Genomic DNA, 24,538 nt, shown 5'->3' with positions numbered 1-24,538 from the left:
GCCAGCCAAAGTCAATCTTTGGCTATGGCGGCGCTCAACGCCCCGGCCAGATCGCCGCTCGGCGCCGTCGCCACGCCGCCCAAGCCCAGCCATCCGGCCATCAGCATCAGCTCCGCGGCCAGGGCGGCGGCCGTGGCGGCGTTGGCGGCCGGCTCGCGATGGGCCGAGACCACGCGCAGGACTCCCGCCTTGCGGTCGGCCTTCAGGTCGACGCGGGCGGTGATCGTCTCGCCCTGCAGGAACGGCAGCACATAGTAGCCGTGGGTGCGTTTGTGGGCGGGGGTGTAGATCTCCAGCCGGATGCGGACGTCGAACAGGCGCTCGGCCCGCTCGCGGAACCAGATCAGGTTGTCGAACGGCGAGAGCAGGGCGTTGGCTCGCACCGCACGCGGTCGGCGGGCGTCCGGCGCCAGATAGGCGGGCTGATCCCAGCCCTCCACCTTGGCCGGGATGAGCTGGCCGGTCTCGGCCAGTTCTCCGATCCCGCGCCGGGCGTCGGCGACGCCCATGCGGAAATAGTCGCGCAGGTCGCGCTCGGTGGCCACGCCCATGGCCCGGGCGGCGCGGGTCAGGAGGAGGCGGTGCGCCTCGGCGCGCGACGGCGTCGGCGCCGCCCAGATCGCCTTGGGCAGCACCTTCTCCGGTAAGCCGTAGACGCGCTCGAAGGTCCCGCGCCGCGTGGCCGTGGTCAATTCGCCGGCCCAGAACAGGCATTCGGTCGCCCGCTTGGCCTCGCTCCAGCCCCACCAGCCGCCGGGACCCCGCGCGCCCAGGTCCAGTTCGGACGCCGACAGCGGGCCGCGGCGACGAATCTCGTCCAGGGCCTTGTCGATGAACGGCCGATGGCCGGCCAGGAAGGCGGCGACGCCTTTCCAGACGCCGACCCCAGCCTGGGCGTCCTCCATGCGCCAGCGCAGCAGGGGCTGCAGGTCCAGCGGCATCAGCGAGGCCTCGTGGCCCCAGTATTCGAACAGTATCGGCTTCCCGCCCCAGGCCAGGTCCTCCAGCAGCGACCGGGGATAGGGGCCCAGGCGCGAGAACAGCGGCAGATAGTGCGAGCGCGAGACGACATTGACCGAGTCGATCTGCAGCAGGGCCAGCCGCTCGATGGTCGCGATCAGGTGGCGGCGGGTCGGCCGGGCGGGGCGCTTGTCGGCGAAGCCTTGCGCGGCCAGGGCGATGCGGCGCGCGTCCTTGTGGGAGAGGATCTCGGGCATGGCCGGAGTGAGCATGGCCGCGGGCGCGGTGGCAAGCTGCCGGATGTGCGGTGCTGACGGTGAGGTCACCATGATGGGCGGGGTGGTCGCCGCCAAAGAAAAACCCCGCCGGACGGGCCGGCGGGGCGTTGCAGGGGAGGGATGTCTCTAGAACCGGTACGAAACCCCGACCATGTAGGTGGCGCCGTACTTCTGGTAATCGATGGTGCGGCGAGGGTCGGCGTTCTCGTAGGTCTTGAACGGCTCGTCAGTGATGTTGTTGGCCTGCAGCAGGACCGACAGGCCCTCGAGCGGGCCCTGGCGGAACTCGTAGCCGATCTGGGCGTCGAGCACGGATTCGGTGTCGACGGTCCGGTAGATCCGAGCGGCGCTGAGGCCGGCGACCTCGCCCAGGAACTTGCTGCGGTAGCGGTTGCTGATCCGGGCGTTGAAGCCGTTGTTCTCGTAATAGAAGGTGGTGTTGATCACCGTCTTCGACAGGCCCGGCATGTCGATGGGCGCGGTGTTGTCGTCCAGCTTGACCGAGCTGTCGGTGTACGAACCGCTGATGATCAGGCCGAAGTTGCGCAGGGGCTCGAAGAAGATATCGCCCTGGATCGAGGCCGACAGTTCGATGCCTCGGATATAGCCGCCCTTGCCGTTCTGCGGCGCCTTCGCCAAGCCTTTGGTGGTTCCCAGCTGCGATTGCTGGGTCGGCGTCAGCAGCGACAGGAACGGCGAGAAGTCCTCGATCGTCGAGGCGCTGGAGTTCACGAAGTTCGACAGCTCCTTGTAGTAGGCGGCGGCCGAGACATAGGCGGAACGGCCGAAGTATTTTTCCAGCGACACGTCGACGCCGTCGGCGATGTAGGGCCGCAGCTGGGGATTGCCGCCTTCAGTGCTGAAATAGGAGGTATTCGGGTCGGTCGAGGTCAGGTTGGACAGGTTCTGGTTGAACGACTGGCTGGCGCGCAGTTCGTCCATCCGAGCCCGGGCCAGGGTGCGGGCTGCGCCGAACCGCAGGAAGGTCTCGTTGCTCAGGTCGAACGTCAGGTTCAGGCTGGGCAGGACATAGGTGTAGGTGTCGCCGCCGTCGTTGCTGCTCGGATGGGCGGTGTCGGCTGGATTGACCCGCGTGCCGGTCGAGGACTGGTCGGTATGCACCACCTGCAGGCCGGTGTTGCCGGTGACCGGGATCGCGCCGACCATGCTGTCGATGTCGAACTTGGCGTAGGCGACCTGCACGTCTTCCTTGACCGCCCAGTTGCGGGTCTGGACCGCCGGGCTCTGGTCGGCGACCAGGGTGTAGACGCCGTTGTCGAGCAGGTAGGTCGGGTCATAGGCCAGCATGGCCTTGATGCCGATCAGGTCGAGGCTGACCGTGCCGACCAGCGCCTCCTTGGGGATCGGACGGCTCAGCGGCGCGCCCTGGGCGATGGTGCCGCCGAAGGTCAGGAAGCTTTCGTGAACTTCCTTGGACTTCTCGCGGCGGCTGGCGTTGTAGCCGAACTCGACCTTGTGGATCGGGCCCCAGGCCAGGTCGCGCTTGGCGCTCAGGCGGACGGCGTTCAGCTCGTCCTTGATCGCCGGGGTGTTGTAGAAGCCCGCCTGGGTCACGGCCCCGCCCGTGGCGGCCCCGCCGTTGGCGCCAGCGCCCCAGCCCTGGGGGTCGGTCAGCACGAACAGGGTGGAATTGGTGTAGTCCAGGACCGAGCCGAAGGTGGTGCCCGCGCCCGGCGTGGTGTTGAACGTCAGGGTGTCGGTGGCGCCGACGCCTGATGGACCCGTGCCCGAATAGGATTCGAAGATCACGTCGCGACGCTTGGCGTCCGAATGGCTGAGATCGGCGGCCAGGGTCCAGCCGTTGTCGGTGTCGTAGGCGATGTTCCAGCCGGCCGACTTCAGGGTGGTGTGGCGGGTGTTGAGGTCGTTGCGCATGACCCCCTTCACGCCGGTGTAGGTTCCGTTGGTGATCAGGCCGTCCTGGGCGGTGTAGCCCGGCTGCAGGCTGGCCGAGCTCCAGAACAGCGGCAGCTCGATGCCGCGCAGGATCTGCTTTTCGCGGAACTTCGAATAGTAGAGGTCCAGCGAGGTGTGGAACTTGTCGGTTGGGCTGTATTCCAGCACGCCGATCACGCCGGTGCGCTTGAGGTTGTTGGACTGCACGTACGGCTTGGCGCCGCCGATGACCAGGTCGCCAGACGCGGTGGTCGGATAGCCCCAGGCGTTGAAGCGGCGGCTCTGGGTCGGGGTCGAGATGTCGGAGACCGCGACGGCGACGCCCAGGGTGTCGTTCATGAACTGGTCGACGAAGGTGGCGCTGAGCCGGTGGCCGGTGTCCTTGGCGTCCGGGTTCAGCTTGTCTTCGCTGTTCATCTCGTAGCGGGCGTTGGCCGACAGCACCTTCTTGCCGTACTTCAGCGGGCGGATGGTCTGCAGGTCGGCGGTGCCGGCCAGGCCCTGGCCGATCAGGGCGGCGTCGGGGGTCTTGTAGACCAGCACGCCGCTGAGGATTTCCGACGGATACTGGTCGAACTCGACGCCGCGGTTGTCGCCGGTCGAGACCTGCTCGCGGCCGTTCAGCAGCACGGTGTTGTAGTCCGGGCCCAGGCCGCGGATCGAGATCGACTGGGCGCGGCCGTCCAGGCGCTGGGCGGTCAGGCCGGGCAGGCGGGCCAGGGACTCGGCGATCGAGGTGTCGGGCAGCTTGCCGATGTCCTCGGCCGACACGGCTTCGACGATCGAGCTGGAGGACTTCTTCAGCGCGATCGCGTTCTGAATGCCGGCGCGGATACCGGTGACGGTGATTTCTTCGACGGCGTCGGGCTCAGCGGCCGCGGGCGCCGGAGCAGCCTGCCGGGCGTGGGCCGCGCCAGCCGTCGAAAGCAGCAGCGCCAAGCCCGTGGCCGCCCCGCCCATCAGTCGCGCACGGCGCGGCGTGAAACTCGTCATCATGAGATCCTCCCTCCCTATCGGCTCTCGCGGTTTCGCCACGATGATCCAGGCTTCGTTGCGCAAATTACCGCAAATTAATGCAATCAATGCAACCCGAAAAATTGGAGAGCTATCATTTCCGGTGCTCAGGCGCCGTCCCGCGGCCGTTCTGAGCTGAAAACAGCGATTTCATTTGGCTATTCGTGTGGGGGGAGGTCGATCGTCGCGATTGACAGAGCCTGCTTGGCTTTGCAAATCTATGCAAAATGGAAGACCAAGGCGCGGGGTCGCCAGTCGGGGGAGATCAGTCATGGCGAGGGACGCGGCGCGGCGATGGACGGGGATGGCCCTGGCGGCCGCCCTGGCGCTGGGCGCCGGCACGACGTCGTCCGCCGGCACGGCCTATCGCCAGCGCCTGCCGCAGGACGAGGTGATCTATTTCGTCCTGCCGGACCGCTTCGCCAACGGCGATCCGCGCAACGACAGCGGCGGCCTGGCCGGGGATCGCCTGAAGACCGGCTACGATCCGACCGACAAGGGCTTCTACCACGGCGGCGACCTGGCCGGCCTGACCGCCCGGCTCGACTACATCCAGGGCCTGGGCGCGACGACGATCTGGCTGGGGCCGATCTTCCGCAACAAGCCGGTGCAGGGACCGCCCGGACACGAGTCGGCCGGCTATCACGGCTACTGGATCACCGACTTCACCGACGTCGATCCGCACTTCGGCACGCGCGCCCAGTTGAAGGCCTTCGTCGACGCCGCCCATGCGCGCAGCATGAAGGTCTATCTGGACATCGTCGCCAACCACACCGCCGACGTGATCCAGTATCGCGACTGCCCGGCGGCGGGCTGCGACTATCGCTCCAAGGCGGACTATCCCTATGGCCGCAAGGGCGGGCCCGACGGCGCGGCGATCAATGGCGGCTTCCTGGGCGACCAGGCCGGCCGCCACACGGCCGAGAACTTCGCCCGCCTGACCCGGCCCGACTACGCCTATGAGCCCTATGTCCCCAAGGGCGAGGAAGGGGTCAAGACGCCGGCTTGGCTCAATGATCCGATCTATTACCACAACCGCGGAAACAGCCGGTTCGCGGGCGAGAGCTCGACCTATGGTGATTTCGCCGGGCTGGACGACCTGTTCACCGAGAACCCGCGGGTGGTCCAGGGCTTCATCGACATCTATGGCCGGTGGATCGACGATTTCGGCGTCGACGGCTATCGGATCGATACCGCCCGCCACGTCAATCCCGAGTTCTGGCGGGCCTTCGTGCCGGCCATGCTGGCCCGGGCCAAGGCGCGCGGCGTTCCCAACTTCCACATCTTCGGCGAGGTCTACGAGACCGAACCGGGGATGCTGGCCAGGTTCACCCAGGTGGACGGCTATCCGGCGGTGCTCGACTTCGCCTTCCAGGCCGCGGTCACTGACGTGGTCAACGGCAAGGTCGGGACCGACCGGCTGGCCAGGCTGTTCGCCCAGGACGCCCTCTATGCCGGCGGCGAGGCGGCGGCGCTGCAACTGCCGACCTTCCTGGGCAATCACGACATGGGCCGCATCGGCCATTTCGTCCGCGCCGCCCATCCGCAGGCGTCCGACGACGAACTGCTGCGGCGGGTGATCCTCGGCCACGCCCTGATGATGTTTCTGCGCGGCGTCCCGGTGATCTATTACGGCGACGAGCAGGGCTTTGCCGGCGACGGCGGCGATCGCGACGCCCGCCAGGACCTGTTCGCCAGCCGGGTCGATGGTTACCGTCATGAGGTCCTGGTCGGCGGGGCGTCGGCGGCGGGTGATCACTTCGGGACTGACGGGCCGCTCTATCGGGCGATCTCGGCCATGGCCCGGATCCGCGCCGACAACCCCGCCCTGCGGCGGGGCCGGCAGGTCGTCCGGGCCTATGATGACAAGCCGGGCCTGTTCGCGGTCTCGCGGATGGCGGCGAAAGGCGAGGTGCTGGTGGCGTTCAACACCGGCCTGACGCCGATCGCCGCCCAGGTCGAGGTCGATGCGACCTCCCGCGCCTGGCGCTCGGTGCACGGGTCCTGCGCGGCCGCCGCCACGGCGCCGGGCAGCTATCGGGTCGAGATCGGCCCGCTCGACTACAGGATTTGCGTATCGGAGGACGGCCAGTGACGGTCGAGACTGTTTCCAGGCCGGCGGCCGAGCCGGCTTTCGATCGTGACTGGTGGCGCGGGGCGGTGATCTACCAGATCTATCCGCGCAGCTTCGCCGATTCCAATGGCGACGGGGTCGGCGACCTGCCGGGGGTGACCGCCCATCTGGAGCACGTCGCCTCATTGGGCGTCGACGCCGTCTGGCTGTCGCCGTTCTTCACCTCGCCGATGAAGGACTTCGGCTACGACGTCTCCAACTATGAGGACGTCGATCCGATCTTCGGGACCCTGGCCGATTTCGACCGGCTGATCGACAAGGCCCACGCCCTGGGCCTGAAGGTGATCATCGACCAGGTGTTCTCGCACACCTCCGACCAGCATCCCTGGTTCAAGGCCAGCCGCCAGGACCGCACCAATCCCCACGCCGACTGGTATGTCTGGGCCGACGCCAAGCCGGACGGCTCGCCGCCCAGCAACTGGCAGTCGGTGTTCGGCGGCCCGTCCTGGACCTGGGACGCCCGCCGCCGGCAGTACTATCTGCACAACTTCCTGTCGGCCCAGCCCGACCTCAACGTCCACAACCGCCAGGTCCAGGACGCCCTGATCGCCGCCTCGCGGTTCTGGCTGGAGCGCGGGGTCGACGGCTTCCGCTTCGACGCGATCAATTTCGCCATGCACGACCAGGCCCTGACCGACAATCCGCCGATCCTCGACGGCGGCGGCAAGCGCAACCGGCCGTTCGACTTCCAGCACCATTTCCACAACCAGTCGCACGCCGACATCCCGGCCTTCCTGGCCCGGCTGCGGCAGCTCGGCGAAGCCTATGGCGGCCGGTTCCTGGTGGCCGAGGTTGGCGGCGAGCAGGCCCAGAGCGAGATGAAGCTCTACACCCAGGGCCCGGACCGCCTGCACAGCGCCTACGGCTTCCTCTATCTCTATGCCGACACGCTGCAGGCCGACCTGATTCGCCAGGGCGCGGCCATGTGGCCGGGCGGGGCGGGCGAGGGCTGGCCGTCCTGGACCTTCTCCAACCACGATGCGCCGCGGGCGGTGTCGCGCTGGGCCCAGGGGCGCGACCCCAAGGCCTTCGCCGAGATGGCCCTGCTGCTGCTGGTCGCCCTGCGCGGCAACGTCTTCGTCTATCAGGGCGAGGAGTTGGGCCTGCCCCAGGCCGAGGTGCCCTATGACCGGCTGCGCGATCCCGAGGCGATCGCCAACTGGCCCGAGACCCTGGGCCGCGACGGGGCCCGCACCCCGATGCCGTGGGTGGCGGTGGCCGCCCATGCCGGCTTCTCCAAGGTCGAGCCCTGGCTGCCGATCGATCCGGCCCATATCGACCTGGCCGTCGACCGCCAGGAGCGCGACGCCGACTCGACCCTGAACCTGGCGCGGCGGGTGATCGCCCTGCGTCGCCGGCTGCCCGGCCTGCGGGTCGGCGACATGACCCTGGTCGAGGCCCCCGAGCCGCTGCTGATCTTCCATCGTGGAGCAGGGGCGGACCAGGTGCTTTGCGCCTTCAATCTCGGGTTCGAGACCGTCGACTGGGCCCTGCCGGACGGCTGGCGGGTCGTCGAAGCCGTCAACCTGGCGGGCGAGGGGCGCCTGCCGCCGATGGCGGGGTTGGTGGCGGTGAAGGGCTAAGCGCGCGGCTTGGCCGCCTCACGCGGCCCCTTCCAAAAAAGGTTGGCCGCTGAAGGTGTGGGAGGGCTGCGGAGCGCCGGGCCAGGCCCGGAAGCTTTGTAAGAATTACCGTTTCGACCAGGACCGACGCTCCGCGCGATCGTTCTTCGGGAGCGTCCGGCGGTCGGTCCTGTTCGGACCTCGCCGACTGAAGCCCCCGACGGGCGGGCCGGGCCTACGAAGCCCGGTCCCGGAACGCACGGGTCTCCCCGTGCCTGTCGCTCTCTTCGGCCCTTCGTCAACGCCGTATCCGTAAACGGGCCCGGCCGGCACCAGATGACGAGGTCGCGGCCCCTGTTGGAACCGCCGCCGACGAGCGCTTCCCGCTCGACCGCCCCCCAAGGCCGCGAAGGTCGCAGGCCTCACGCCCTCCCCATCGCCTTGAAGTGGGTTGATTATGCCGGCGGCGCGAAAGGGGGAGGATAAGTGATTTTGGGGCGTTGAATTTGTTGAAGAACCACGCCGGGAGCGGTGAGGACAAGTTTTTCCCGACATCTTGCGCGAGGTCATATTTCGCCGCAGCCGCATCCGCCGGGGCGGATGGCGGCTTGCGCCGAGGAGACCTTTCGAAGGTCTGTGAAGGGTGGATGCCGGACATCCTGACAGGCATACTCATGCTCTTGGTTCGAGCGAAATTAGGTCATGAATCCCATCATCGCCCGCGTTGCGGCATTCGGGCTGTTATTGGTGCCTTGCACTGCGGCACGCGCATTCGAGACAGTTAACGAGTTCACCATAGCGTCCTCGCCAGCCGCGACCGTCAGCATCTCGGACAGGACAATTTGTCGGACTCCCTGTAGATTGCAGAAAAATCAAATAAAAGAATCCATTGTTCTAACGTGGAACTCCGGGAAAACTATGGAATTTCCCTATCCTCGCACGAACACTCCCGAGGAGGGTATGATTTTCTTCGGAGATGGAGCGTTGGTTCGGATTTCTGAAAGAGATATTTTTGTTAAACTTCTCGAATCCGATGACGGTCTAAACGATAATTACGGTCGCTAACAAATGCTGTTGCCGTTCACATTCCGCCTCTGACACCGCCTTCGCCGCTGGTAAGCGCCAGCGGCGAAGGGCTGGCGAGCGAATACGTGGCGTCCGCCATGGGGCGGAAACGGAATCCGGCGCCGCCGCTGCAAGCCGACCTTGGGTCTGAGCGCTCGGAAGTCGACCTTCGAACCCTCCGCCGGGGAATTGTCCTCGGCCTCCAGATCAAGACCGGATCAGAAAGGGTCCGGTTGGCGGTAATACAACTGGACACGTTCGATTTGCCCGTTGAAGCCAAGAATCACATCGACGTCACAAACGATCCGCCCTGGGCCATCCGGAAGAATTTCAATTCGATAAGGCATCCAGTTCGCGTTGTCCGCAGGCAGCTTCTTGAGCGAAAATGGACGAGCGAACGAGATGTCCAGGAACGCATCTCGCGGGGACAATCGCGCCTGCTTGTAGAAAGCGGGCGCGCCGGACAGGAGTGCAAAGGTGAGGTCGTTCCTTTGCCTCAGATCCTTCTGCGCCGTTTCCAGCTTGCCGATCAGGTCCTCGGCCGCTTGCCGCGTAACGCCCTCCAGCTGAGTAGCGGCCGTGCGTCCGCGCGCTGTCGTTTGTTCCTCGGCCGCCTGGCTTGGCGCAGAAAGAGCCGTTGAAACCAGGATGGCCATGGCCAGCATCGTGATCCGAGTTTTCATCCGTGTCCTCCGAACTTCCACAACCTATAGCAGATCTTTCGAAGGTTGCTGAAGGGGCGAAAACGGTCCTCCACCGACGCCGACCGCCTCTACCCCCCGCAGGACTCGCGGATGATCAGGTCCGTCGGCACCCGCTCCGAGCGGCTGGCGCCCTGGCCGCTGGCGTCCAGCAGCTTGGAGACCATCAGTCGGCCGGCCTTGGCGGTGTCCTGCGAGATGGTGCTCAGGGCCGGGGTGGAATAGCGGCTGAACGGCACGTTGTCGTAGCCCACCACCGAGACGTCGCCGGGCACCGACAGGCCGGCGCGCTGCAGGGCGCGGATGGCGCCCAGGGCGATCAGGTCGGAGGCGGCGACCACGCCGTCGAACGCCACCCCGCGCTGGATCAGCGAGTCGACGCTGGCCTCCGCCGACTCGACCTCGAAATGGGCCGGGACGATCAGGTCGGGGTCGACGCCGAGGCCGAACTGCTCGACGGCGTCGAGATAGCCCCGGTGGCGCTGCATGGCTTCGGGGGCCTCGGTGTCGCCGAGGAAGACGATGCGCCGGCGGCCCAGGCGCGCCAGGTGCAGCGTCGCCCGCCTGGCGCCCTGCGGGTTGTCGGACCCGACCGAGCAATAGGCCTGGTCCGGCAGCTGGGCGCCCCAGACCACGAAACGGCCCTCGGTCTCGGCCAGGCGGTTGAAGGCGGCGTGCAGCCAGCTCTGGCCCAGGAAGATCACCCCGTCGGCCCGGCTGGTGGTCATGGCCACCGAAATGTCCTCGAAGCTGGTCGGGGCCACGTGGCTGACCAGGATGTCGCAGCCGCGCTCGCGGGCCGCCTCGCCGACCCCGGCGAACAGCTCCAGGAAGAACGGATCGGACAGGCGGCCCTCGCGGCCCTGCGGCCGCGGCACGACGATGGCGATGGTGCCCTCGGCCCCGATCGGGCCGGCCGGCATGTAGCGGCGGAACGGATAGTCCAGCTCCCGGGCCAGCTTCCAGATCAGCTGCTTGGTGCGGGTGTTGACGGCCGGACTGTCATTGAGGGCGCGCGAGGCCGTGGAGATCGAAACCCCGGCCAGCTTGGCCAGGTCTTCCAGCCGCGTCGCGCCCTTGCTCACCTGGTTCCCGCCTTAATGCAAAACTTGCCGCAAATCTTTTCAGATCACCGTTAAGGCATCGCGATCGGCGGTTGGCAAGCCCGGCTCGCCAGGATGGCGGTCGTTGCGAACGCCCGGGCGCCAAGGCGTTCGACGCCGCGCGGGAAGCCTGCAGCGGAAGCGGCTTGAAAACTAATGCAAACTATTGGCCCTTCGGAGTGTTTCAGCCCGATGCTGTTCGGCCCTGGCGATCCTCGTTGCCGGAGAATATGGCGATATATCCATGTAATGCTGGAAAATGTCGTTGCGCATGCCCGCGCCCCATGTGCAAATGTCCTGTGAAAAGGCGCTGAAAAAATTTGCGCAAGCGCTCCGGTTCAACGGAGTTATGGCAAGGGGGAGCGATGACCAGGCCGCGGCTGAGTTTCTGGCAGATCTGGAACATGTGCTTCGGGTTCTTCGGGATCCAGATCGGCTTTGGCCTGCAGAACGCCAACACCAGCCGCATCTTCCAGACGCTCGGGGCCAAGGTCGACGACCTGGCCATCCTGTGGATCGCCGCGCCGGCCACCGGCCTGCTGGTCCAGCCGATCATCGGCTATCTGAGCGACCGCACCTGGGGGCCGCTGGGTCGGCGGCGGCCCTATTTCCTGTGGGGCGCCCTGGCGACGACGGCGGCGCTGCTGGTCATGCCGAATGCGCCGGACTTGTGGGTCGCCGCCTGCGCGCTGTGGGTGATGGACGCCTCGATCAATGTCACCATGGAGCCGTTCCGGGCCTTCGTCGGCGACAACCTGCCCGACGCCCAGCGCACCACCGGCTACGCCATGCAGAGCTTCTTCATCGGCCTGGGCGCGGTGCTGGCCTCGGCCCTGCCGTGGATCCTGAGCCATGGGTTCGCGATCAGCAATGTCGCCCCGGCCGGCGGCGTCCCGCCCTCGGTGCACCTGGCCTTCTATGTCGGCGGCGCGGGCCTGCTGCTGTCGGTGCTGTGGACGGTGTTCACCACCCGCGAATACAGCCCCGAGCAACTCGAGGCCTTCGAGGCGGCCGACCGGGCCCGCAAGGGCTCCGCCGATCCGGCGACGGACGGCGGGCCGGACCGCACCGTCAGGGCCTATGTCCAGGGCGGCGCGGTCTGGACCGTCGCCGGCCTGGCGCTGACCGCGGTCATTGCGGGCCTGAGGCTCGAAAAGGAGCTCTACGTCCTGGCCGCCCTGATCGCCGGCTTCGGCCTGGCCCAGCTGGCGGCCGCGGCGTTGAAGCGGGGCGGAGGGGCCGGCGAGGGCCTGGCCGGCGGCTTCGCCGAGGTCATCGAGGACCTGTTCCGCATGCCGGCGACCATGAAGCAACTGGCGGTGGTGCAGTTCTTCTCGTGGTTCGGCCTGTTCGCCATGTGGATCTACACCACCGCGGCGGTGACCGCGCACCATTACCACGCCATCGACACCGCCTCGCAGGCCTATAACGACGGCGCCGACTGGGTGGGCGTGCTGTTCGCCGCCTATAACGGGGTGGCGGCGGTCGCGGCCCTGATGATCCCGCGGATCGCCCGGGCCACCAGCCGCCGGCTGAGCCATGTGATCTGCCTCTGCCTGGGGAGCCTGGGCCTGGTGTCGATCCCGTTGATCCGCGACCCGGCCCTGCTGTGGATTCCGATGATCGGCGTCGGCTTCGCCTGGTCGGCGATCCTGTCGGTGCCCTATTCGATCCTGTCGGGGGCGCTGCCGGCCCGGAAGATGGGCGTCTATATGGGCATCTTCAACTTCTTCATCGTCATCCCGCAGCTGCTGGCCGCCACGGTGCTGGGCCTGCTGCTGAAGACCTTCTTCGGCGGGGCGGCGATCTGGGCCCTGGGGCTGGGCGGGGCCTCGATGTTCGTCGCCGCCCTCTGCGTGTTCGCCGTCAGCGATCCGGGCGAGCCCAAGGCGCTTTGCAAGACCTGAACTTCGTCCGCGAGGACGCTGCTATTTTCATGAGGCTTATCCATGCGTTGTCTGAAGATGCTCGCCTTGTCGTCGGTCGCCGCGATCGTCCTGGCCCCCGCCGCCCGGGCCGAAAGCCCGACCACCTGGGCCTATGCCGCCAAGACCGGGGTCGGCGCGTCCTACGAGGCCTATGTCAATGGGGCCTACAAGGACGGCGGCCCGACGGGAGCGGTGTCCAAGGTGTGGTTCTCGATCGCCGACGGAACCCTGACCGAGACCATGTATGGCCTGATCCACGAGGCCCAGATCAAGCAGCTGCGGGTGGCGGTGCGCACGGCGAGCGGCCTGGCGGTCGAGGGCGCCGACACCACGCCCCGGACCGAGTACCTGCACCTCGACGCCGCCGGCCGGCCGCTGTCGCCGGCCTACAAGGTCACCACCACTGACAAGAAGGGCCGGTTCGAGATCGAGAAGCGGATCTTCACCGATCCGGACCGCAACGCCCTGTTCCTGCGGGTCACGGTCCGCGCCCTGAAGGGGCCGGTGACGCCGTTCCTGGTGCTGGAGCCGCACATGGCCAACACCGGCGGCGGCGACGCCGGCAGCGCCGGTCCCGCCGCCCTGACCGCCAACGAGGCCAAGGCCTTCCTGAGCCTGAAGGGCGCGCACCCGTTTGTGGCGGCGACAGTTTCGGACCTGGTCGACAACGACGCCCTGAGGCCCCTGAAGGACGGCGGGCTGGCCGGCCAGGCGAGCACGGGCCAGCGGCGGGGCGCGATCGTCCTGGCCGCCCAGCTGCCGGATCAGGCGTCCGGCGAGGCGACCTACGACTTCGCCATCGGCTTCGGCGGCGACGGCGCCGCCGCCGAGCGGGCCGCCTCGGCCACCCTGAAGACCGGCTATGACGAGGTCCTGGCCCGCTATAACGGCGAGGGCGACCGGGTCGGCTGGGAGGACTATCTGGCCTCGTTGACCGAGCTGCCGCGCCTGCGCGAGGCCTCGGAGGACGGCGGCAAGCTGGTCCAGGCCAGCGCCCTGATGCTGAAGGTGCAGGAGGACCGCACCTATGCCGGGGCCCTGATCGCCTCGCTGTCCAACCCCTGGGGCGACACGGTCGACGCCAGCAAGCCCTCGACCGGCTACAAGGCCGTCTGGCCGCGCGACTTCTACCAGTGCGCCATGGCCTTGGCGGCGCTGGGCGATCGCCAGACGCCGCTGGCCGCCTTCCGCTACCTGCCGCAGGTCCAGGTCAAGGCGACGACTCCGGGCAACACCGGCGTCGGCGGCTGGTTCCTGCAGAAGACCTGGGTGGACGGCACGACCGAATGGGTCGGCGTCCAGCTCGACCAGACCGCCATGCCAATCATGCTGGGCTGGAAGCTGTGGAAGCTGGGCTGGCTGCCGGAGGCCGACCTGAAGGCCTATTACGGCCGGATGATCAAGCCGGCCGCCGATTTCCTGGTCGACGGCGGCAAGGTCGGGGTCGGCTGGAACCACGAGACCATCCGGCCGCCCTTCACCCAGCAGGAGCGCTGGGAAGAGCAGGGCGGCTACTCGCCCTCGACCACGGCGGCGACGATCGCCGGCCTGGTGACGGCGGGCGACATCGCCGAACTTGCAGGCGACGCGGCCGGGGCGGCCCGCTACCGCAAGACCGCCGACGCCTATTCGGCCAAGGTCGAGGCGCGGATGTTCACCACCAAGGGCCCGTTCGGCGACGGCCGCTACTTCCTGCGCCTGAACAAGAACGAGGATCCCAACGACCACGGCCTGATCGACGCCGCCAACGGCCAGGTCGCCCCGCCCGAGGACCAGGTGGTCGACGGCGGCTTCCTGGAGCTGGTGCGCTATGGCGTGCGCCGGGCCGACGACGCCCACATCGTCGCCAGCCTGCCGGAGCTCGACGACGCCGGCCGGCCCGACCTCTACCGCGTCCGCTACGACTTCAGCTTCCCGGGCGTGGCGGGGACCTTCCCGGGCTGGCGGCGCTACGACGTCGACGGCTATGGCGAGGACGCCCGGACCGGGGCCAATTACGGCATCGGCGGCCGGATGGCGGCGGGCCAGCGCGGCCGGGTCTGGCCGATCTTCACCGGCGAGCGCGGCCATTACGAACTGGCCCTGGCCGGACTGAAGGGCAAGCCGAGCGCCGCGGCGATCCAGGCGATCCGCGACCGCTATGTGAAGGCCATGGAGCTGTTCGCCAATGACGGCCTGCTGATCCCCGAACAGGTCTTCGACGGGGTCGGCGCCAATCCCCGCAGCTATGTCCGCGGCGAGGGCACGGATTCGGCCACGCCCCTGGCCTGGTCGCACGCCGAATACGTCAAGCTGCTGCGCTCGGTCAGCGACGGCCAGGTCTGGGATCGCTACGCCCCGGTGGCGGCGCGATACGCGAAGTAGAACGGCTAAGCTTCATCCGCGCCGAAGGAAAACGGCGCGGATGAAAGCTTTACCTTAGGGGCAGCTCGAACACGGCGCCTTCGAAGGTGTCGGCGCCGCGGCCGATCTCGGCGATCGCCGCCGACATCCGGCCGCCGGCGCCCAGCGCCGCGTCGGCCAGGGCGACCATCAGCGGGTTCGGGGTGGCGTAGGGCGCGGCGGCGCGCAGGGCCTGGGCGATGTCGCGCGCCGACCGCCCGGGGGCGCGCTGGCAGGCGATGATGAAGGCCGCCGCCGTGGAGCGGCTGACCCCGGCCCAGCAATGGACCAGCATCGGCCGGGCCGGGTCCCAGCCGGCCGCGAAGTCCAGCAGGCGGGCGACCATCTCGGCGCTGGGGGCGACCAGGTCGGGGCGCGGCGCGGCGATGTCGTGGAAGGCCAGTTTCAGATGCGCGTCGCCCGGGTCGCAGGCCGGCCAGGTCTCGTCCGTCGAGGTCGGCGACAGCAGGCTGACCAGGTGCGAAGGCCGGTGCGCGGCCCGGACCGTCTCGACCTGGCTGAGCGGGCAGACCAGCAGGGTCATCGGGCCGACGCCGTCGCCGCGACGCCCAGCAGCACGCCCAGTTCGCAGACCTGCTCGACCGCGCCCAGCACGTCGCCGGTATAGCCGCCGATCAAGCGCTTGGCTGTCAGGGCCACAACCGCCGCCAGGGTCGCCCCGACCGCCGCGCCGGTCAGGCCGGGCCAGCCCAGCAAGGCCAGCGGCCACAGGCCCAGGAGGGCCGCGACCAGCAGTTCCGCCGGCCGGACGCCGTCGGGGGCCGGCTTGTACTTGGCCGTGGCCGGGTCGCTGACATGGCGTCCGGCCACCATCACCGCCACCGCCGCCGCGCGGCCGGCGCCATGGGCGGCGACCAGGGCGAGGGCGGCCGTGGCCGGGGGCAGGGCGGCCAGGACGGCGACCTTGATCGCCAGCGCCAGGCCCAGGCCCAGGGCCCCATAGGTTCCGATCCGGCTGTCCTTCATGATCTCCAGGCGCCGGTCGGGCGTCTGGCCGCCGCCCAGGCCGTCGGCGGTGTCGGCCAGGCCGTCCTCATGGAAGCCGCCGGTGATCAGCACCCCCGCCGCTACCGCCAGCAGGGCCGGAAGCGGGCCGCTCCACAACTGTCCGGCCGCCAGCAGCACCCCGGCGCAGGCCGCGCCGACCAGCAGGCCGACCAGCGGGAAATAGCGCGCCGAGCGGGTGATCCAGCCCGGCTCGAAATCGGCCAGGGCCGGCGTCGGCAGGCGGGTCAGGAACTGCACCGCGCAGAAGAACAGCTTCAGTTGGCGCGGCATCAGCCCGGCTCCGCCAGCACGTCGGCCAGGGTCGCCACATCGGTGAGCAGATGGGCGGCGGCGACCAGCAGCGGGGCGGCCAGGGCCGCGCCGGTGCCTTCGCCCAGCCGCAGGTCGAGATCCAGCAACGGCCGCGCGCCGAGGGCCTGCAGCATCAGCGGGTGGCCGCGCTCGGCCGAGCCGTGGGCGAACACGCAATAGTCGCGGGCGGCCGGGACCAGCCGCACCGCCGCCAGGGCCGCCGCCGTGCTGATGAAGCCGTCGATCAGCGCCACTCGCCGCGCCGCCGCCGCGCCGAGCACCGCTCCGGCCATCATGGCGATCTCGCAGCCGCCGAATTCGGCCAGCACCGCCAGGGGGGCGCTGGCGTCGGACCGGGCGGCGGCGCGGGCGATCCCGGCGCGCTTGCGGGCCAGGCCCTCGGCGTCGTGGCCCGCGCCCTGGCCCACGCAGTCGTCCAGCGGCGCGAGGGCGAGGCGATGCATGAGCAGGGCCGCCGACGCCGTGTTGCCGATGCCCATCTCGCCCAATGCGATGACATCGGCCCCGTCGGCCGCCGCGGCCTGGGCGATGTCGAAGCCCGTGGACAGGGCCTTCAGGACCTCGTCCGCGGTCAGGGCCGGCTCGCGGGCGGCGTTGCGGGTGCCACGGCGGATCTTGGCGGCGACCAGGTCGGGATGGCTGAGCAGGTCGGCGTCGACCCCGGCGTCGACCACCCGCACCCGCACGCCGGACGCCTTGGCGAAGGCGCTGACGCTGGATCGGCCGGACAGGAACAGCCCGACCATGGCGGCGGTGACGCTGGCTGGATAGGCCGAGACGCCTTCCTGGGTCAGGCCGTGGTCGCCGGCGAACACATAGAGGTCGGTGCGGGCGATGCGCGGATCGAGGCGGTTCTGGATCAGTCCGATCCGCACCGCCAGGTCCTCGATCCGGCCCAGCGAACCGGGCGGTTTGGCCTTGGCGTTCAGGCGGGCGCGCAGCTGCGGCTCGAGCGCGGCGTCGACGGGGGTGATGGCGGCCATGGCGGTGGAAAGAAAGGTCATGACGAGGTCCTTGCGGGCGGGATCGGGATCATCGGACCAGCGCCTGGGCCAGGCCGATCAGCAGCGGGATCGACCACAGCAGGCCGCAGGCGCGGCGGTAGAGCGCCAGGCCGGCGTCCAGGTCCTGGACGGTGGGAGGACGGCCGTCGCCGAAGGTCGGGCGGGCGGCGGGAACGCCGTCATAGCAGGCCTCGCCGCCCAGCCGTACGCCCAGGGCGCCGGCCATGGCCGCCTCGGGCCAGCCGGCGTTGGGCGAGGCGTGAAGTCGGGCGTCGCGGCGCAGGATCCGCCAGGCGCCGCCGCCCCGGCGTCCGGCGGCCAGCACGATCAGCAGGCAGGCCAGCCGGGCGGGGATCAGGTTCAGGAGGTCGTCGGTGCGGGCCGCCGCCCAGCCGAACATCCGCCAGCGCGGCTCCCGGTGGCCGATCAGGCTGTCGGCGGTGTTGACGGCCTTGTAGGCGAACAGGCCCGGCACGCCGCCGGCCAGCAGCCAGACGGCCGGGGCGACGACCCCGTCGTTGAAGCTCTCGGCCAGGCTTTCCAAGGCGGCGGCGGCGACCTGTTCGGCGTCGAGGTCGGCGGTGTCGCGCCCGACGATCATCGCCACCGCCGTCCGGGCGGCCGGCAGGTCGCCGGCCCGCAGCGGGGCCAGGACGGCGGCGACATGCTGGTGCAGGCTGCGCTGGGCCAGGCCGACCGTGGCGACCAGGGCGATCGCGGCGAGACCCAATCCGTGTCCCAGCAGGCGATGCAGGCCCAGGCCGAGCCCGACCGCGAGGCCGACGACCAGAAGCACGAGCACGACGCCCAGTCCGCGGCGCGCGCCGTCCGTCCAGTCCGGACGGTTCCAGCGCTTTTCCAGCCCCTCGATCAAGGCCGCGGGCCAGGCGACCGGATGCGGCAGGCGGCGCTGCAGCCAGGCCGGATAGCCGAAGGCCGCCTCCAGCCCCAGGGCCAGGACCACGATCCCAGGCCAGGGCCAGGGCGGCGGCTCAGCCATGCCGGCGGCCGATCAGTTCGATCAGCGGTCCGGCCGAGCCCGGCACGATCGCCGCCTCGACCTCATAGGCCTGGGCCAGGACCGCGGGGGTCAGGGCCTCCAGCGGCGCGGCGTCGGCGATCAGCCGCCCGCCCTGCAGCACCACCACCCGATCGGCCAGGCGCAGGGCGACGCCGAGGTCGTGCAGGGTCATGACCACGCCCCGGCCGTGCTCGGCGGCGAAGGCCCGCAGCAGGTCGACGGCGTCGAGCTGGTGGCCGGGATCCAGTCCCGCCAGGGGCTCGTCGGCCAGCAGCCAGGCGGGGTCTCCGGCCAGCACCCGGGCCAGCAGGGCGCGGGCCCGCTCGCCGCCTGAGAGGGTGGTGACGTCGCGGCGGGCCATGGCCGTCATGCGGGTCCGCGCCAGGGCGGCGTCGACGGCCAGATGGTCGGCCCGGCTCAGGCCACGCGCCCCGCTGTGCGGCGTGCGGCCCAGGCCGACCAGGGTCTCGACGTCCACCGCCCAGGCGATCTCGGGCGTCTGCGGCAGGAAGCCGATGCGCCGGGCGCGCTGGCGATGCGGCATCGACAGGACCGGCGCGGCGTCCAGCAGGGTCCGCCCGGCGTCGGGCGTGCGCAGACCCGCCAGGCAGGCCAGCAGGGTCGACTTGCCCGCGCCGTTGGGGCCGACGATGGCGGTGACCTCGCCCGGTCGGAAGCGGGCCGAGACGCCGTCCAGCACCGTCCGGCCCCCGAACGCCACGACGAGGTTGTCGGCGACCAGCGCGCCGTCGCTCGCCGCGCTCACGCCAGCCTCCGGCGCATCGCGACCAGCATGGCCAGGAAGAACGGCCCGCCGATGGCGGCCATGGCCACGCCCAGCCGGACCTCGGCGGCCGAGGGCGTCAGCCGCACGACGATGTCGGCGGCCAGGACCAGGGCGGCGCCGGCGACGGCGCTGGGGGCCAGCAGCGCGCCGGGCCGGTGGCCGACCAGCGGCCGCACCAGGTGCGGCACGATCAGGCCGACGAAGCCGATCATGCCGGTCACCGCCACGCTGGCGCCGGTGGCCATGCCGACCCCGACCGCCAGCAGGACCCGCGTCCGATTCAGGTTGATCCCCAGGGCCCGGGCCCCGGTCTCACCCAGGGTCAGGGCGTCCAGGGACCGGCCGAGCGGCAGCAGCAGGCCGCAGCCGACGACGATGAACGGCAGGGCCCGCCAGAGGTCCTCGACGCTGCGGTCGGCCAGGGAGCCCAGCAGCCAGTTGATGATCTCCTGGGCCGCCCAGGGGCTGGGGGCCAGGCTCAGCCCGAGGGCGACGCCGGCGCTGGCCACCGAATTGAGGATCATGCCGGCGAGGATGAAGGTGACGGTCCCGCCGACCTGACCGGCCATCAGCAGCATCACCGCCACGCCCAGGCCGGCCCCGGCCATGGCCGCCGCGAACAGCATCCACGGCGCGCTCGTCCCGACGCTCAGATACATGGTCATCACCGCCCCGAAGGCGGCCGTCGAAGACACCCCCAGCACGCCGGGATCGGCCAGGGGGTTGCGCGTATAGCCCTGCATCGCCGCCCCCGAGAGGCCCAGGGCCGCGCCGACCGCGATGGCCAGCAGGGTGCGGGGCAGGCGCAGCGAAAAGATGATCGCCCAGCGCGGGTCGCTGTGGTCGGTCCAGGCGCTCCACGGGGCCCAGACCCGGCCGGCCATCAGCGACAGGCCGGCCAGCAGCAGGACGAGGACGGCCAGACCGCCCAGCTGCGCGAAACGCTTGCCGGTCATGCCGCCGCTCCGAGAATCTGCCGGCGGGCCGTGGCCAGGACCGCGGCGGTGTCGATCAGCACCGGCCCGCCGCAATAGAGCAGCCGTTCGGGAAAAACCGCCCGGGTCATGCGCGGGCCAAGGCTGGCCAGGGCCGGATGGTTGAGGATGTGCTCGGCCCAGGTCGCCGCGCCGGGGGCGGCCTGGCCGGCCAGCAGCACTTCGGGCGGATCGCCCAGCAGGCGCTCCAGCGAGACATTGCCCCATTTCTTCAGGCCATAACGGGCGGCGACGTTCACGAACCCGGCCCGGCGCATCATCTCGTCGACCAGGGTGCCGTGGCCGGCGGCGAAGCCGTTGGGCTGGAACACCAGGGCGGTGACGGGCCGCGCGCCGGGACGCGGCGCGCCCGCGGTCATCGCCGCCTCGACCCGGGCGATCAGCGCCTCGCCGCGGTCGGGATGGCCGACCGCCGCGGCGATGCGGCGGATCTGGGCCTGGTTCTCGACCCAGCTGTTGGGCACCTTGAACAGCTCGGTGCGGATGTTCAGCCGCGTCAGCGCCGCTCGGGTGGCCAGGGACGAATGGGCGGCGGTCAGCACCAGGTCGGGCCGCAGGGCGATCACCTCCTCGGCGCTTTCGTAGGTGATCGGAAAGGTGCGGGCGACGGCGGCGATGGTCGACTGCTGCGGGTCGCGGGCGTAGTGGCTGAGGGCCAGAATCTGGGCCCGGTCGGCCACATGGACCAGCACCGCGTCCAGGCAGGGGTTGAGCGAGACCACGCGGGGCAGGGCGCGGGCGGCGGCGGGTCCCGCAGAAAGGCCGGCGGCCAGCCCCGCGCCGACCGCGGCCCGCCGGGTCAGGTCGGTCAAAACTCGACCCCGCGCTGGGCCTTGAAGCCCTGTTCGAACGGATGCTTGACCAGGGTCATCTCGGTGACCAGGTCGGCGATCTCCAGCAGTTGCGGCTTGGCGTTGCGGCCGGTCAGGCAGACGTGCTTGTCGTCGGGACGGGCCTTGAGAACCTCGACCACCTCGTCGATGTCGAGATAGTCGTAGCGCAGGGCGATGTTGATCTCGTCCAGCAGCACGAAATCCAGCTTGGGATCGGCGATCATCTGCTGGGACACCAACCAGGCGGCCTGGGCGGCGGCGATGTCGCGCTGGCGGTCCTGGGTGTCCCAGGTGAAGCCCTCGCCCATCACCTCGTAGCGGACCTGGTCGGGGAACTTGCTGAAGAACAGGCGCTCGCCGGTCTTCCACTTGCCCTTGATGTACTGCACCACCCCGACCTTCAGGCCCCAGCCGAGATGGCGCGCGACCATGCCGAAGCCGGCCGAGGACTTGCCCTTGCCGTCGCCGGTGTGGACCAGCAGCAGGCCCTTTTCGAGGGTCTTGGTCTCCATCAGCGCATCGCGCTCGGCCTTGAGGGCGCGCATCGCTTCGGCGTGCTTGGCGTTTTGATCATCGCTCATCGAAATCTCTCCAGGGCGTCGGCGAGGCGGAGCCAGTCGGCTTGCGGTCCGGGAAGGCCGAAGCGGAGCAGCGTCTCGTCCCAGGCGAAGGGGCGGGTGAGAATCCCGGCCTGGGCCAGGATCTCGAAGCGGCGCGGCGCGTCGGCCGCCCGCGCCAGGCGAAACAGCGAGGTTCCGCCGACGATCTCGAAGCCGGATCGGCCCAGCAGGGCGTCCAGGCGCGCGGCGTCCGCGACCAGGCGCCGGCGGGTGTCGTCCGCCCAGGCCGGGTCGGCATAGGCCGCCAGGCCCGCGGCGATGGCCGGTCCTGACACCGGCCAGTCGCCGATCGCCTGGCGGGCCCGCGCCGCCAGCGCCGGTTCGGCCACCAGGAAGCCCAGGCGGACGCCGGCCAGGCCGTAGAACTTGCCGAACGAGCGCAGGACCATCAGCCGCCGGTGGCCCGCCGCGCCGGCCAGGGAGGCGACCGACAGGCCCGGATCGGTCTCGACGAAGGCCTCGTCGACCAGCAGCGGGCCGTCGGTCAGGCCGACGACCTGGTCCGCCGACAGCGCGCTGCCGTCGGGATTGTTCGGATTGACCAGCACGCGCAGGTCGGCGGCCGGATCGTCGACTGGGACCAGCTCGGCGCCGGCCGCTCGCCAGGCCTCGGCATGGCCGCCATAGGTGCGCGCCCCGATGGCGACCCGCCGGGCGGTCAGCAGGCGGGGCAGCAGGCGGATCAGCGTCTCGCTGCCGCCCGCCGCCACGACCCGCGCGGGATCATCGACCCCGAACGCCGTCGCGGCGGCCTGTTCCAGGGCGCGAAGGGCCTGGGGATCGGGCAGGCGCGACCAGGCCTGCGGCCCGAGGTCCGGAAGCGGAATGGGACGGGGATTGATCCCGGTCGACAGGTCCAGCCAGGGCGTCGGCGCGGTCGGCCAGGCCGTCCGCGCCGCGCCGAGGCGACCGCCGTGGCCGAGAAGGGCCGCCGGCGTCGCCATGGCTAGAACTTGGCTCGAACGCCGGCGAAGGCGCCGCGACCCAGGGTCCCGTAGGTGCGGATCGTCTCATATTGCTGATCGAACAGGTTTTCGATCCGACCGTAGAGTTCGAACGTGTCGTTGATGGGATAGGCGATCCGCACGTCCGTCAGGACATAGCTCTTCAATCGCTGACTATTGGAGGCGTTGTTGAAGCTATGGCCGACGTACTGCAGGCTGATGCCGCCGGTCAGGCCGTTCGGTAGGGACAGGTCGGCGTTGGCGGCGGCGGATTCTCCAGCCCGGCGCGCCAGGTCCTTGCCGTAGTTGGGGCCGGCCGACTTATTGATCGCATCCATGTTGGTGTAGTTGGCCGACAGGGTCAGCAGCGCATTGACCTCGAAGCTGCCCTCGATCTCGACGCCGTCGGCCTTGGTCTTGGCGGTGTTGGCGTAGCCGCCGTAGTTGGGCGGGGTGTTGTTGGACAGGAAGTCGATCTGGTTCTTGGTGTCGCGGCTGAAATAGGTGATCGAACCCCGCAGGCGACGGTCCAGCAGGCTGTGCTCGACGCTGACGTCCCAGCTCTTGGCCTCCTCGGGCTTGAGATTGGGATCACCGTAGGGGCTGTAGACCTGATACAGCGACGGCGCCTTGAAGCCCTCGCCATAGTTGGCGCGGAACACCGTGGCGCCGCCGTTCGGCGTCCAGGTGGCGCCGGCCTGATAGGTCGTGGCGCCCCCGAAGGTGTCGTGGTCGTCATGGCGCACGCCGCCCGTCAGGGTCAGGCCTTCGGCCGGCTTGGCCTGGAGTTGGCCATAGACGCTGTCCATGCTGACCGCGTGACGGCTGCCCGTCGGGTCGTAGGGGAACGAGGCCGTGCGGAACCATGAACGGTCGGTGGCGGCGCCGAACACCGCACGCCAGGTCGGGTTGATCGTCCAGGTGCCCTGGTATTCCAGATTGCTGTCCGTGCCGCGGGCGTCGAACGTCTTGGCGGGCGTCAGGGTGGGGTCGTAGTTGTCGCGATCGGTCTGGGTGTAGCTGAAGCCCAGGCGGCTCTTCAGCGCGCCGTCGAAGCTGGACAGACGGCCGCCCAGATAGCTCACCAATTCCTTGGTCTTGCCATACTCGCTGCTGTCGCTCGGGCCATAGGGGGGAGCGGGCGAGGAGCCGTCGAACTCGTTGCGGCTGGCGGCGTAGGAGGCGCGCGCGTCCAGGGCGATGTCACGGGTGACGTTGACGTCGAGGCGGCCGCTGACCGAGGTGTTGTGGTAGCCGTCCTTCTCCTTGCCGCCCATGGCTTGGTCGAAGTTGGAGATACCGGCGGTGGTGTAGGAACCAGCCGCCAGTCGCCAGCCGCCCCAGTCGCCGCCCGCCCCGACTCCCGCGCGGCCGTAGGCGGTGGCGCGCGAGCCGCCCTCGACCGTGGCGTCGCCCGACAGCGGGCCGTCGGGCGTCTTGGTGATCATGCTGACCACGCCGCCGATGGCCTGGCTGCCCCACAGGGTGGACTGAGGACCGCGCAACACCTCGATACGACTGACGTCACCCGCCAGCAGGGTGGCGAAGTTGTAGCCGCCGCCCGTTGAGGAGGGATCGTTAAGCTTGACGCCGTCGATCAGCACCGCCGTCTGCTCGCTCTCGGCGCCGCGGATGCGCACCTGGGTCGAACCGCCGACGCCGCCATTGCGGGTGACGCTGACGCCCGGCGTGCGCGACAGGATGTCGGATACGACGACGACCTGGCGTTGGCGCAGCGTCTCGGCGGTGATGATCGTCATGGCGACCGGCACCTCCGACAGCTTGTCGGCCGTGCGGCCGGCGGTGATCACGATCTGATCGACTTCGGTCGGCGCGTCGACGTCCGCCGCGAGCGCATGGGCGGGCAGGGCGAGGGCGGGAAGGGCGGCCACCAGGGCCAGAACGGAAATCGAGCGCATTTTCAAATCCTCCGTGCGCAGCAACGAAGG

17 protein-coding genes and 1 pseudogene are annotated in these 24,538 nt (G+C 69.7%); 4 read left to right on the top strand and 14 right to left on the bottom strand.

Annotated features, from left to right (window positions below):
- Positions 1 to 11: 11 nt before the first annotated feature.
- Positions 12 to 1,232, bottom strand: a complete 1,221-nt coding sequence (locus ACIPQB_RS09855; RefSeq protein ID WP_446485046.1) for a winged helix-turn-helix domain-containing protein — start codon at positions 1,230 to 1,232, stop codon at positions 12 to 14.
- 132 nt (positions 1,233 to 1,364) lie between these two features.
- Entirely contained in the window at positions 1,365 to 4,151 is a 2,787-nt protein-coding gene (locus tag ACIPQB_RS09850; protein WP_446485045.1) for a TonB-dependent receptor, read from the bottom strand.
- 289 nt (positions 4,152 to 4,440) lie between these two features.
- Between ACIPQB_RS09850 and ACIPQB_RS09845 the strand changes: the two genes are divergently transcribed.
- Both ACIPQB_RS09845 and ACIPQB_RS09840 read left to right on the top strand, forming a co-directional pair.
- A complete protein-coding gene (locus tag ACIPQB_RS09845) occupies positions 4,441 to 6,264 on the top strand; it encodes an alpha-amylase family glycosyl hydrolase (protein ID WP_446485044.1) in 1,824 nt (607 codons plus the stop codon).
- On the top strand, positions 6,261 to 7,886 hold the full coding sequence (locus ACIPQB_RS09840) for an alpha-amylase family glycosyl hydrolase (protein WP_446485043.1): 1,626 nt from the start codon (positions 6,261 to 6,263) through the stop codon (positions 7,884 to 7,886). The genes ACIPQB_RS09845 and ACIPQB_RS09840 overlap by 4 nt, the downstream gene beginning before the upstream one ends.
- Before the next feature lie 1,262 nt (positions 7,887 to 9,148).
- On the opposite strand, the gene ACIPQB_RS09835 is transcribed toward ACIPQB_RS09840, so the two are convergent.
- Both ACIPQB_RS09835 and ACIPQB_RS09830 read right to left on the bottom strand, forming a co-directional pair.
- Positions 9,149 to 9,613, bottom strand: a complete 465-nt coding sequence (locus tag ACIPQB_RS09835; protein WP_446485042.1) for a hypothetical protein — start codon at positions 9,611 to 9,613, stop codon at positions 9,149 to 9,151.
- Between the two features lie 89 nt (positions 9,614 to 9,702).
- A pseudogene (locus ACIPQB_RS09830) lies at positions 9,703 to 10,751 on the bottom strand (LacI family DNA-binding transcriptional regulator).
- Between the two features lie 348 nt (positions 10,752 to 11,099).
- Between ACIPQB_RS09830 and ACIPQB_RS09825 the strand changes: the two are divergent.
- Together ACIPQB_RS09825 and ACIPQB_RS09820 are read left to right on the top strand one after the other, a co-directional pair.
- A complete protein-coding gene (locus ACIPQB_RS09825) occupies positions 11,100 to 12,641 on the top strand; it encodes an MFS transporter (RefSeq protein WP_446485041.1) in 1,542 nt (513 codons plus the stop codon).
- A gap of 42 nt (positions 12,642 to 12,683) precedes the next feature.
- On the top strand, positions 12,684 to 15,026 hold the full coding sequence (locus ACIPQB_RS09820) for a glucan 1,4-alpha-glucosidase (protein ID WP_446485040.1): 2,343 nt from the start codon (positions 12,684 to 12,686) through the stop codon (positions 15,024 to 15,026).
- Between the two features lie 49 nt (positions 15,027 to 15,075).
- Here the strand turns inward: ACIPQB_RS09820 and ACIPQB_RS09815 are convergent, their stop codons facing one another.
- The 10 genes from ACIPQB_RS09815 to ACIPQB_RS09770 are packed head-to-tail and all read right to left on the bottom strand — an operon-like array spanning position 15,076 to position 24,508.
- Positions 15,076 to 15,588 (bottom strand): tyrosine phosphatase family protein, encoded by a 513-nt coding sequence (locus ACIPQB_RS09815; RefSeq protein WP_446485039.1) that lies wholly within the window; start codon positions 15,586 to 15,588, stop codon positions 15,076 to 15,078.
- Positions 15,585 to 16,343 carry an adenosylcobinamide-GDP ribazoletransferase gene (cobS, locus tag ACIPQB_RS09810; protein WP_446485038.1) on the bottom strand — a complete coding sequence of 253 codons (759 nt, stop codon included), beginning with the start codon at positions 16,341 to 16,343 and terminating at the stop codon, positions 15,585 to 15,587. The genes ACIPQB_RS09815 and cobS overlap by 4 nt, the downstream gene beginning before the upstream one ends.
- The gene (cobT, locus tag ACIPQB_RS09805) at positions 16,343 to 17,389 is read right to left on the bottom strand and encodes a nicotinate-nucleotide--dimethylbenzimidazole phosphoribosyltransferase (RefSeq protein ID WP_446485037.1); all 1,047 of its coding nucleotides are present in this window, start codon (positions 17,387 to 17,389) and stop codon (positions 16,343 to 16,345) included. Before cobT ends, cobS begins: the two co-directional genes overlap by 1 nt.
- A 28-nt stretch (positions 17,390 to 17,417) precedes the next feature.
- Positions 17,418 to 18,389 carry an adenosylcobinamide-phosphate synthase CbiB gene (gene cbiB, locus ACIPQB_RS09800; protein ID WP_446485036.1) on the bottom strand — a complete coding sequence of 324 codons (972 nt, stop codon included), beginning with the start codon at positions 18,387 to 18,389 and terminating at the stop codon, positions 17,418 to 17,420.
- The gene (locus tag ACIPQB_RS09795; RefSeq protein ID WP_446485035.1) at positions 18,382 to 19,176 is read right to left on the bottom strand and encodes an ABC transporter ATP-binding protein; all 795 of its coding nucleotides are present in this window, start codon (positions 19,174 to 19,176) and stop codon (positions 18,382 to 18,384) included. The genes cbiB and ACIPQB_RS09795 overlap by 8 nt, the downstream gene beginning before the upstream one ends.
- Entirely contained in the window at positions 19,173 to 20,153 is a 981-nt protein-coding gene (locus ACIPQB_RS09790) for a FecCD family ABC transporter permease (protein ID WP_446485034.1), read from the bottom strand. The genes ACIPQB_RS09795 and ACIPQB_RS09790 overlap by 4 nt, the downstream gene beginning before the upstream one ends.
- Complete coding sequence (locus ACIPQB_RS09785) at positions 20,150 to 21,004, bottom strand: ABC transporter substrate-binding protein (protein ID WP_446485033.1); 855 nt, start codon at positions 21,002 to 21,004, stop codon at positions 20,150 to 20,152. The genes ACIPQB_RS09790 and ACIPQB_RS09785 overlap by 4 nt, the downstream gene beginning before the upstream one ends.
- The gene (cobO, locus tag ACIPQB_RS09780) at positions 21,001 to 21,606 is read right to left on the bottom strand and encodes a cob(I)yrinic acid a,c-diamide adenosyltransferase (protein WP_446485032.1); all 606 of its coding nucleotides are present in this window, start codon (positions 21,604 to 21,606) and stop codon (positions 21,001 to 21,003) included. Before cobO ends, ACIPQB_RS09785 begins: the two co-directional genes overlap by 4 nt.
- Positions 21,603 to 22,589: a threonine-phosphate decarboxylase CobD gene (gene cobD, locus ACIPQB_RS09775; RefSeq protein ID WP_446485031.1), complete on the bottom strand. Its 987-nt coding sequence runs from the start codon at positions 22,587 to 22,589 to the stop codon at positions 21,603 to 21,605. Before cobD ends, cobO begins: the two co-directional genes overlap by 4 nt.
- Before the next feature lie 2 nt (positions 22,590 to 22,591).
- Positions 22,592 to 24,508 (bottom strand): TonB-dependent receptor plug domain-containing protein, encoded by a 1,917-nt coding sequence (locus tag ACIPQB_RS09770; protein ID WP_446485030.1) that lies wholly within the window; start codon positions 24,506 to 24,508, stop codon positions 22,592 to 22,594.
- Between the last annotated feature and the right edge of the window lie 30 nt (positions 24,509 to 24,538).

It is taken from the genome of Caulobacter sp. LARHSG274, from assembly GCF_052871235.1.
This window is presented reverse-complemented; position numbering and strand designations above follow the sequence as displayed.

Bases quoted from the DNA above. Each gene is read 5' to 3' on its own strand.
- ACIPQB_RS09845 (WP_446485044.1), top strand. From the start codon at position 4,441: ATGGCGAGGGACGCGGCGCGGCGATGGACGGGGATGGCCCTGGCGGCC.
- cobO (WP_446485032.1), bottom strand. From the start codon at position 21,606: ATGAGCGATGATCAAAACGCCAAGCACGCCGAAGCGATGCGCGCCCTC.
- ACIPQB_RS09855 (WP_446485046.1), bottom strand. From the start codon at position 1,232: ATGCTCACTCCGGCCATGCCCGAGATCCTCTCCCACAAGGACGCGCGC.
- cobD (WP_446485031.1), bottom strand. From the start codon at position 22,589: ATGGCGACGCCGGCGGCCCTTCTCGGCCACGGCGGTCGCCTCGGCGCG.
- cobT (WP_446485037.1), bottom strand. From the start codon at position 17,389: ATGACCTTTCTTTCCACCGCCATGGCCGCCATCACCCCCGTCGACGCC.
- ACIPQB_RS09790 (WP_446485034.1), bottom strand. From the start codon at position 20,153: ATGACCGGCAAGCGTTTCGCGCAGCTGGGCGGTCTGGCCGTCCTCGTC.
- ACIPQB_RS09850 (WP_446485045.1), bottom strand. From the start codon at position 4,151: ATGATGACGAGTTTCACGCCGCGCCGTGCGCGACTGATGGGCGGGGCG.
- cbiB (WP_446485036.1), bottom strand. From the start codon at position 18,389: ATGGCTGAGCCGCCGCCCTGGCCCTGGCCTGGGATCGTGGTCCTGGCC.
- ACIPQB_RS09815 (WP_446485039.1), bottom strand. From the start codon at position 15,588: ATGACCCTGCTGGTCTGCCCGCTCAGCCAGGTCGAGACGGTCCGGGCC.
- ACIPQB_RS09825 (WP_446485041.1), top strand. From the start codon at position 11,100: ATGACCAGGCCGCGGCTGAGTTTCTGGCAGATCTGGAACATGTGCTTC.
- ACIPQB_RS09835 (WP_446485042.1), bottom strand. From the start codon at position 9,613: ATGAAAACTCGGATCACGATGCTGGCCATGGCCATCCTGGTTTCAACG.
- cobS (WP_446485038.1), bottom strand. From the start codon at position 16,343: ATGCCGCGCCAACTGAAGCTGTTCTTCTGCGCGGTGCAGTTCCTGACC.
- ACIPQB_RS09820 (WP_446485040.1), top strand. From the start codon at position 12,684: ATGCGTTGTCTGAAGATGCTCGCCTTGTCGTCGGTCGCCGCGATCGTC.
- ACIPQB_RS09770 (WP_446485030.1), bottom strand. From the start codon at position 24,508: ATGCGCTCGATTTCCGTTCTGGCCCTGGTGGCCGCCCTTCCCGCCCTC.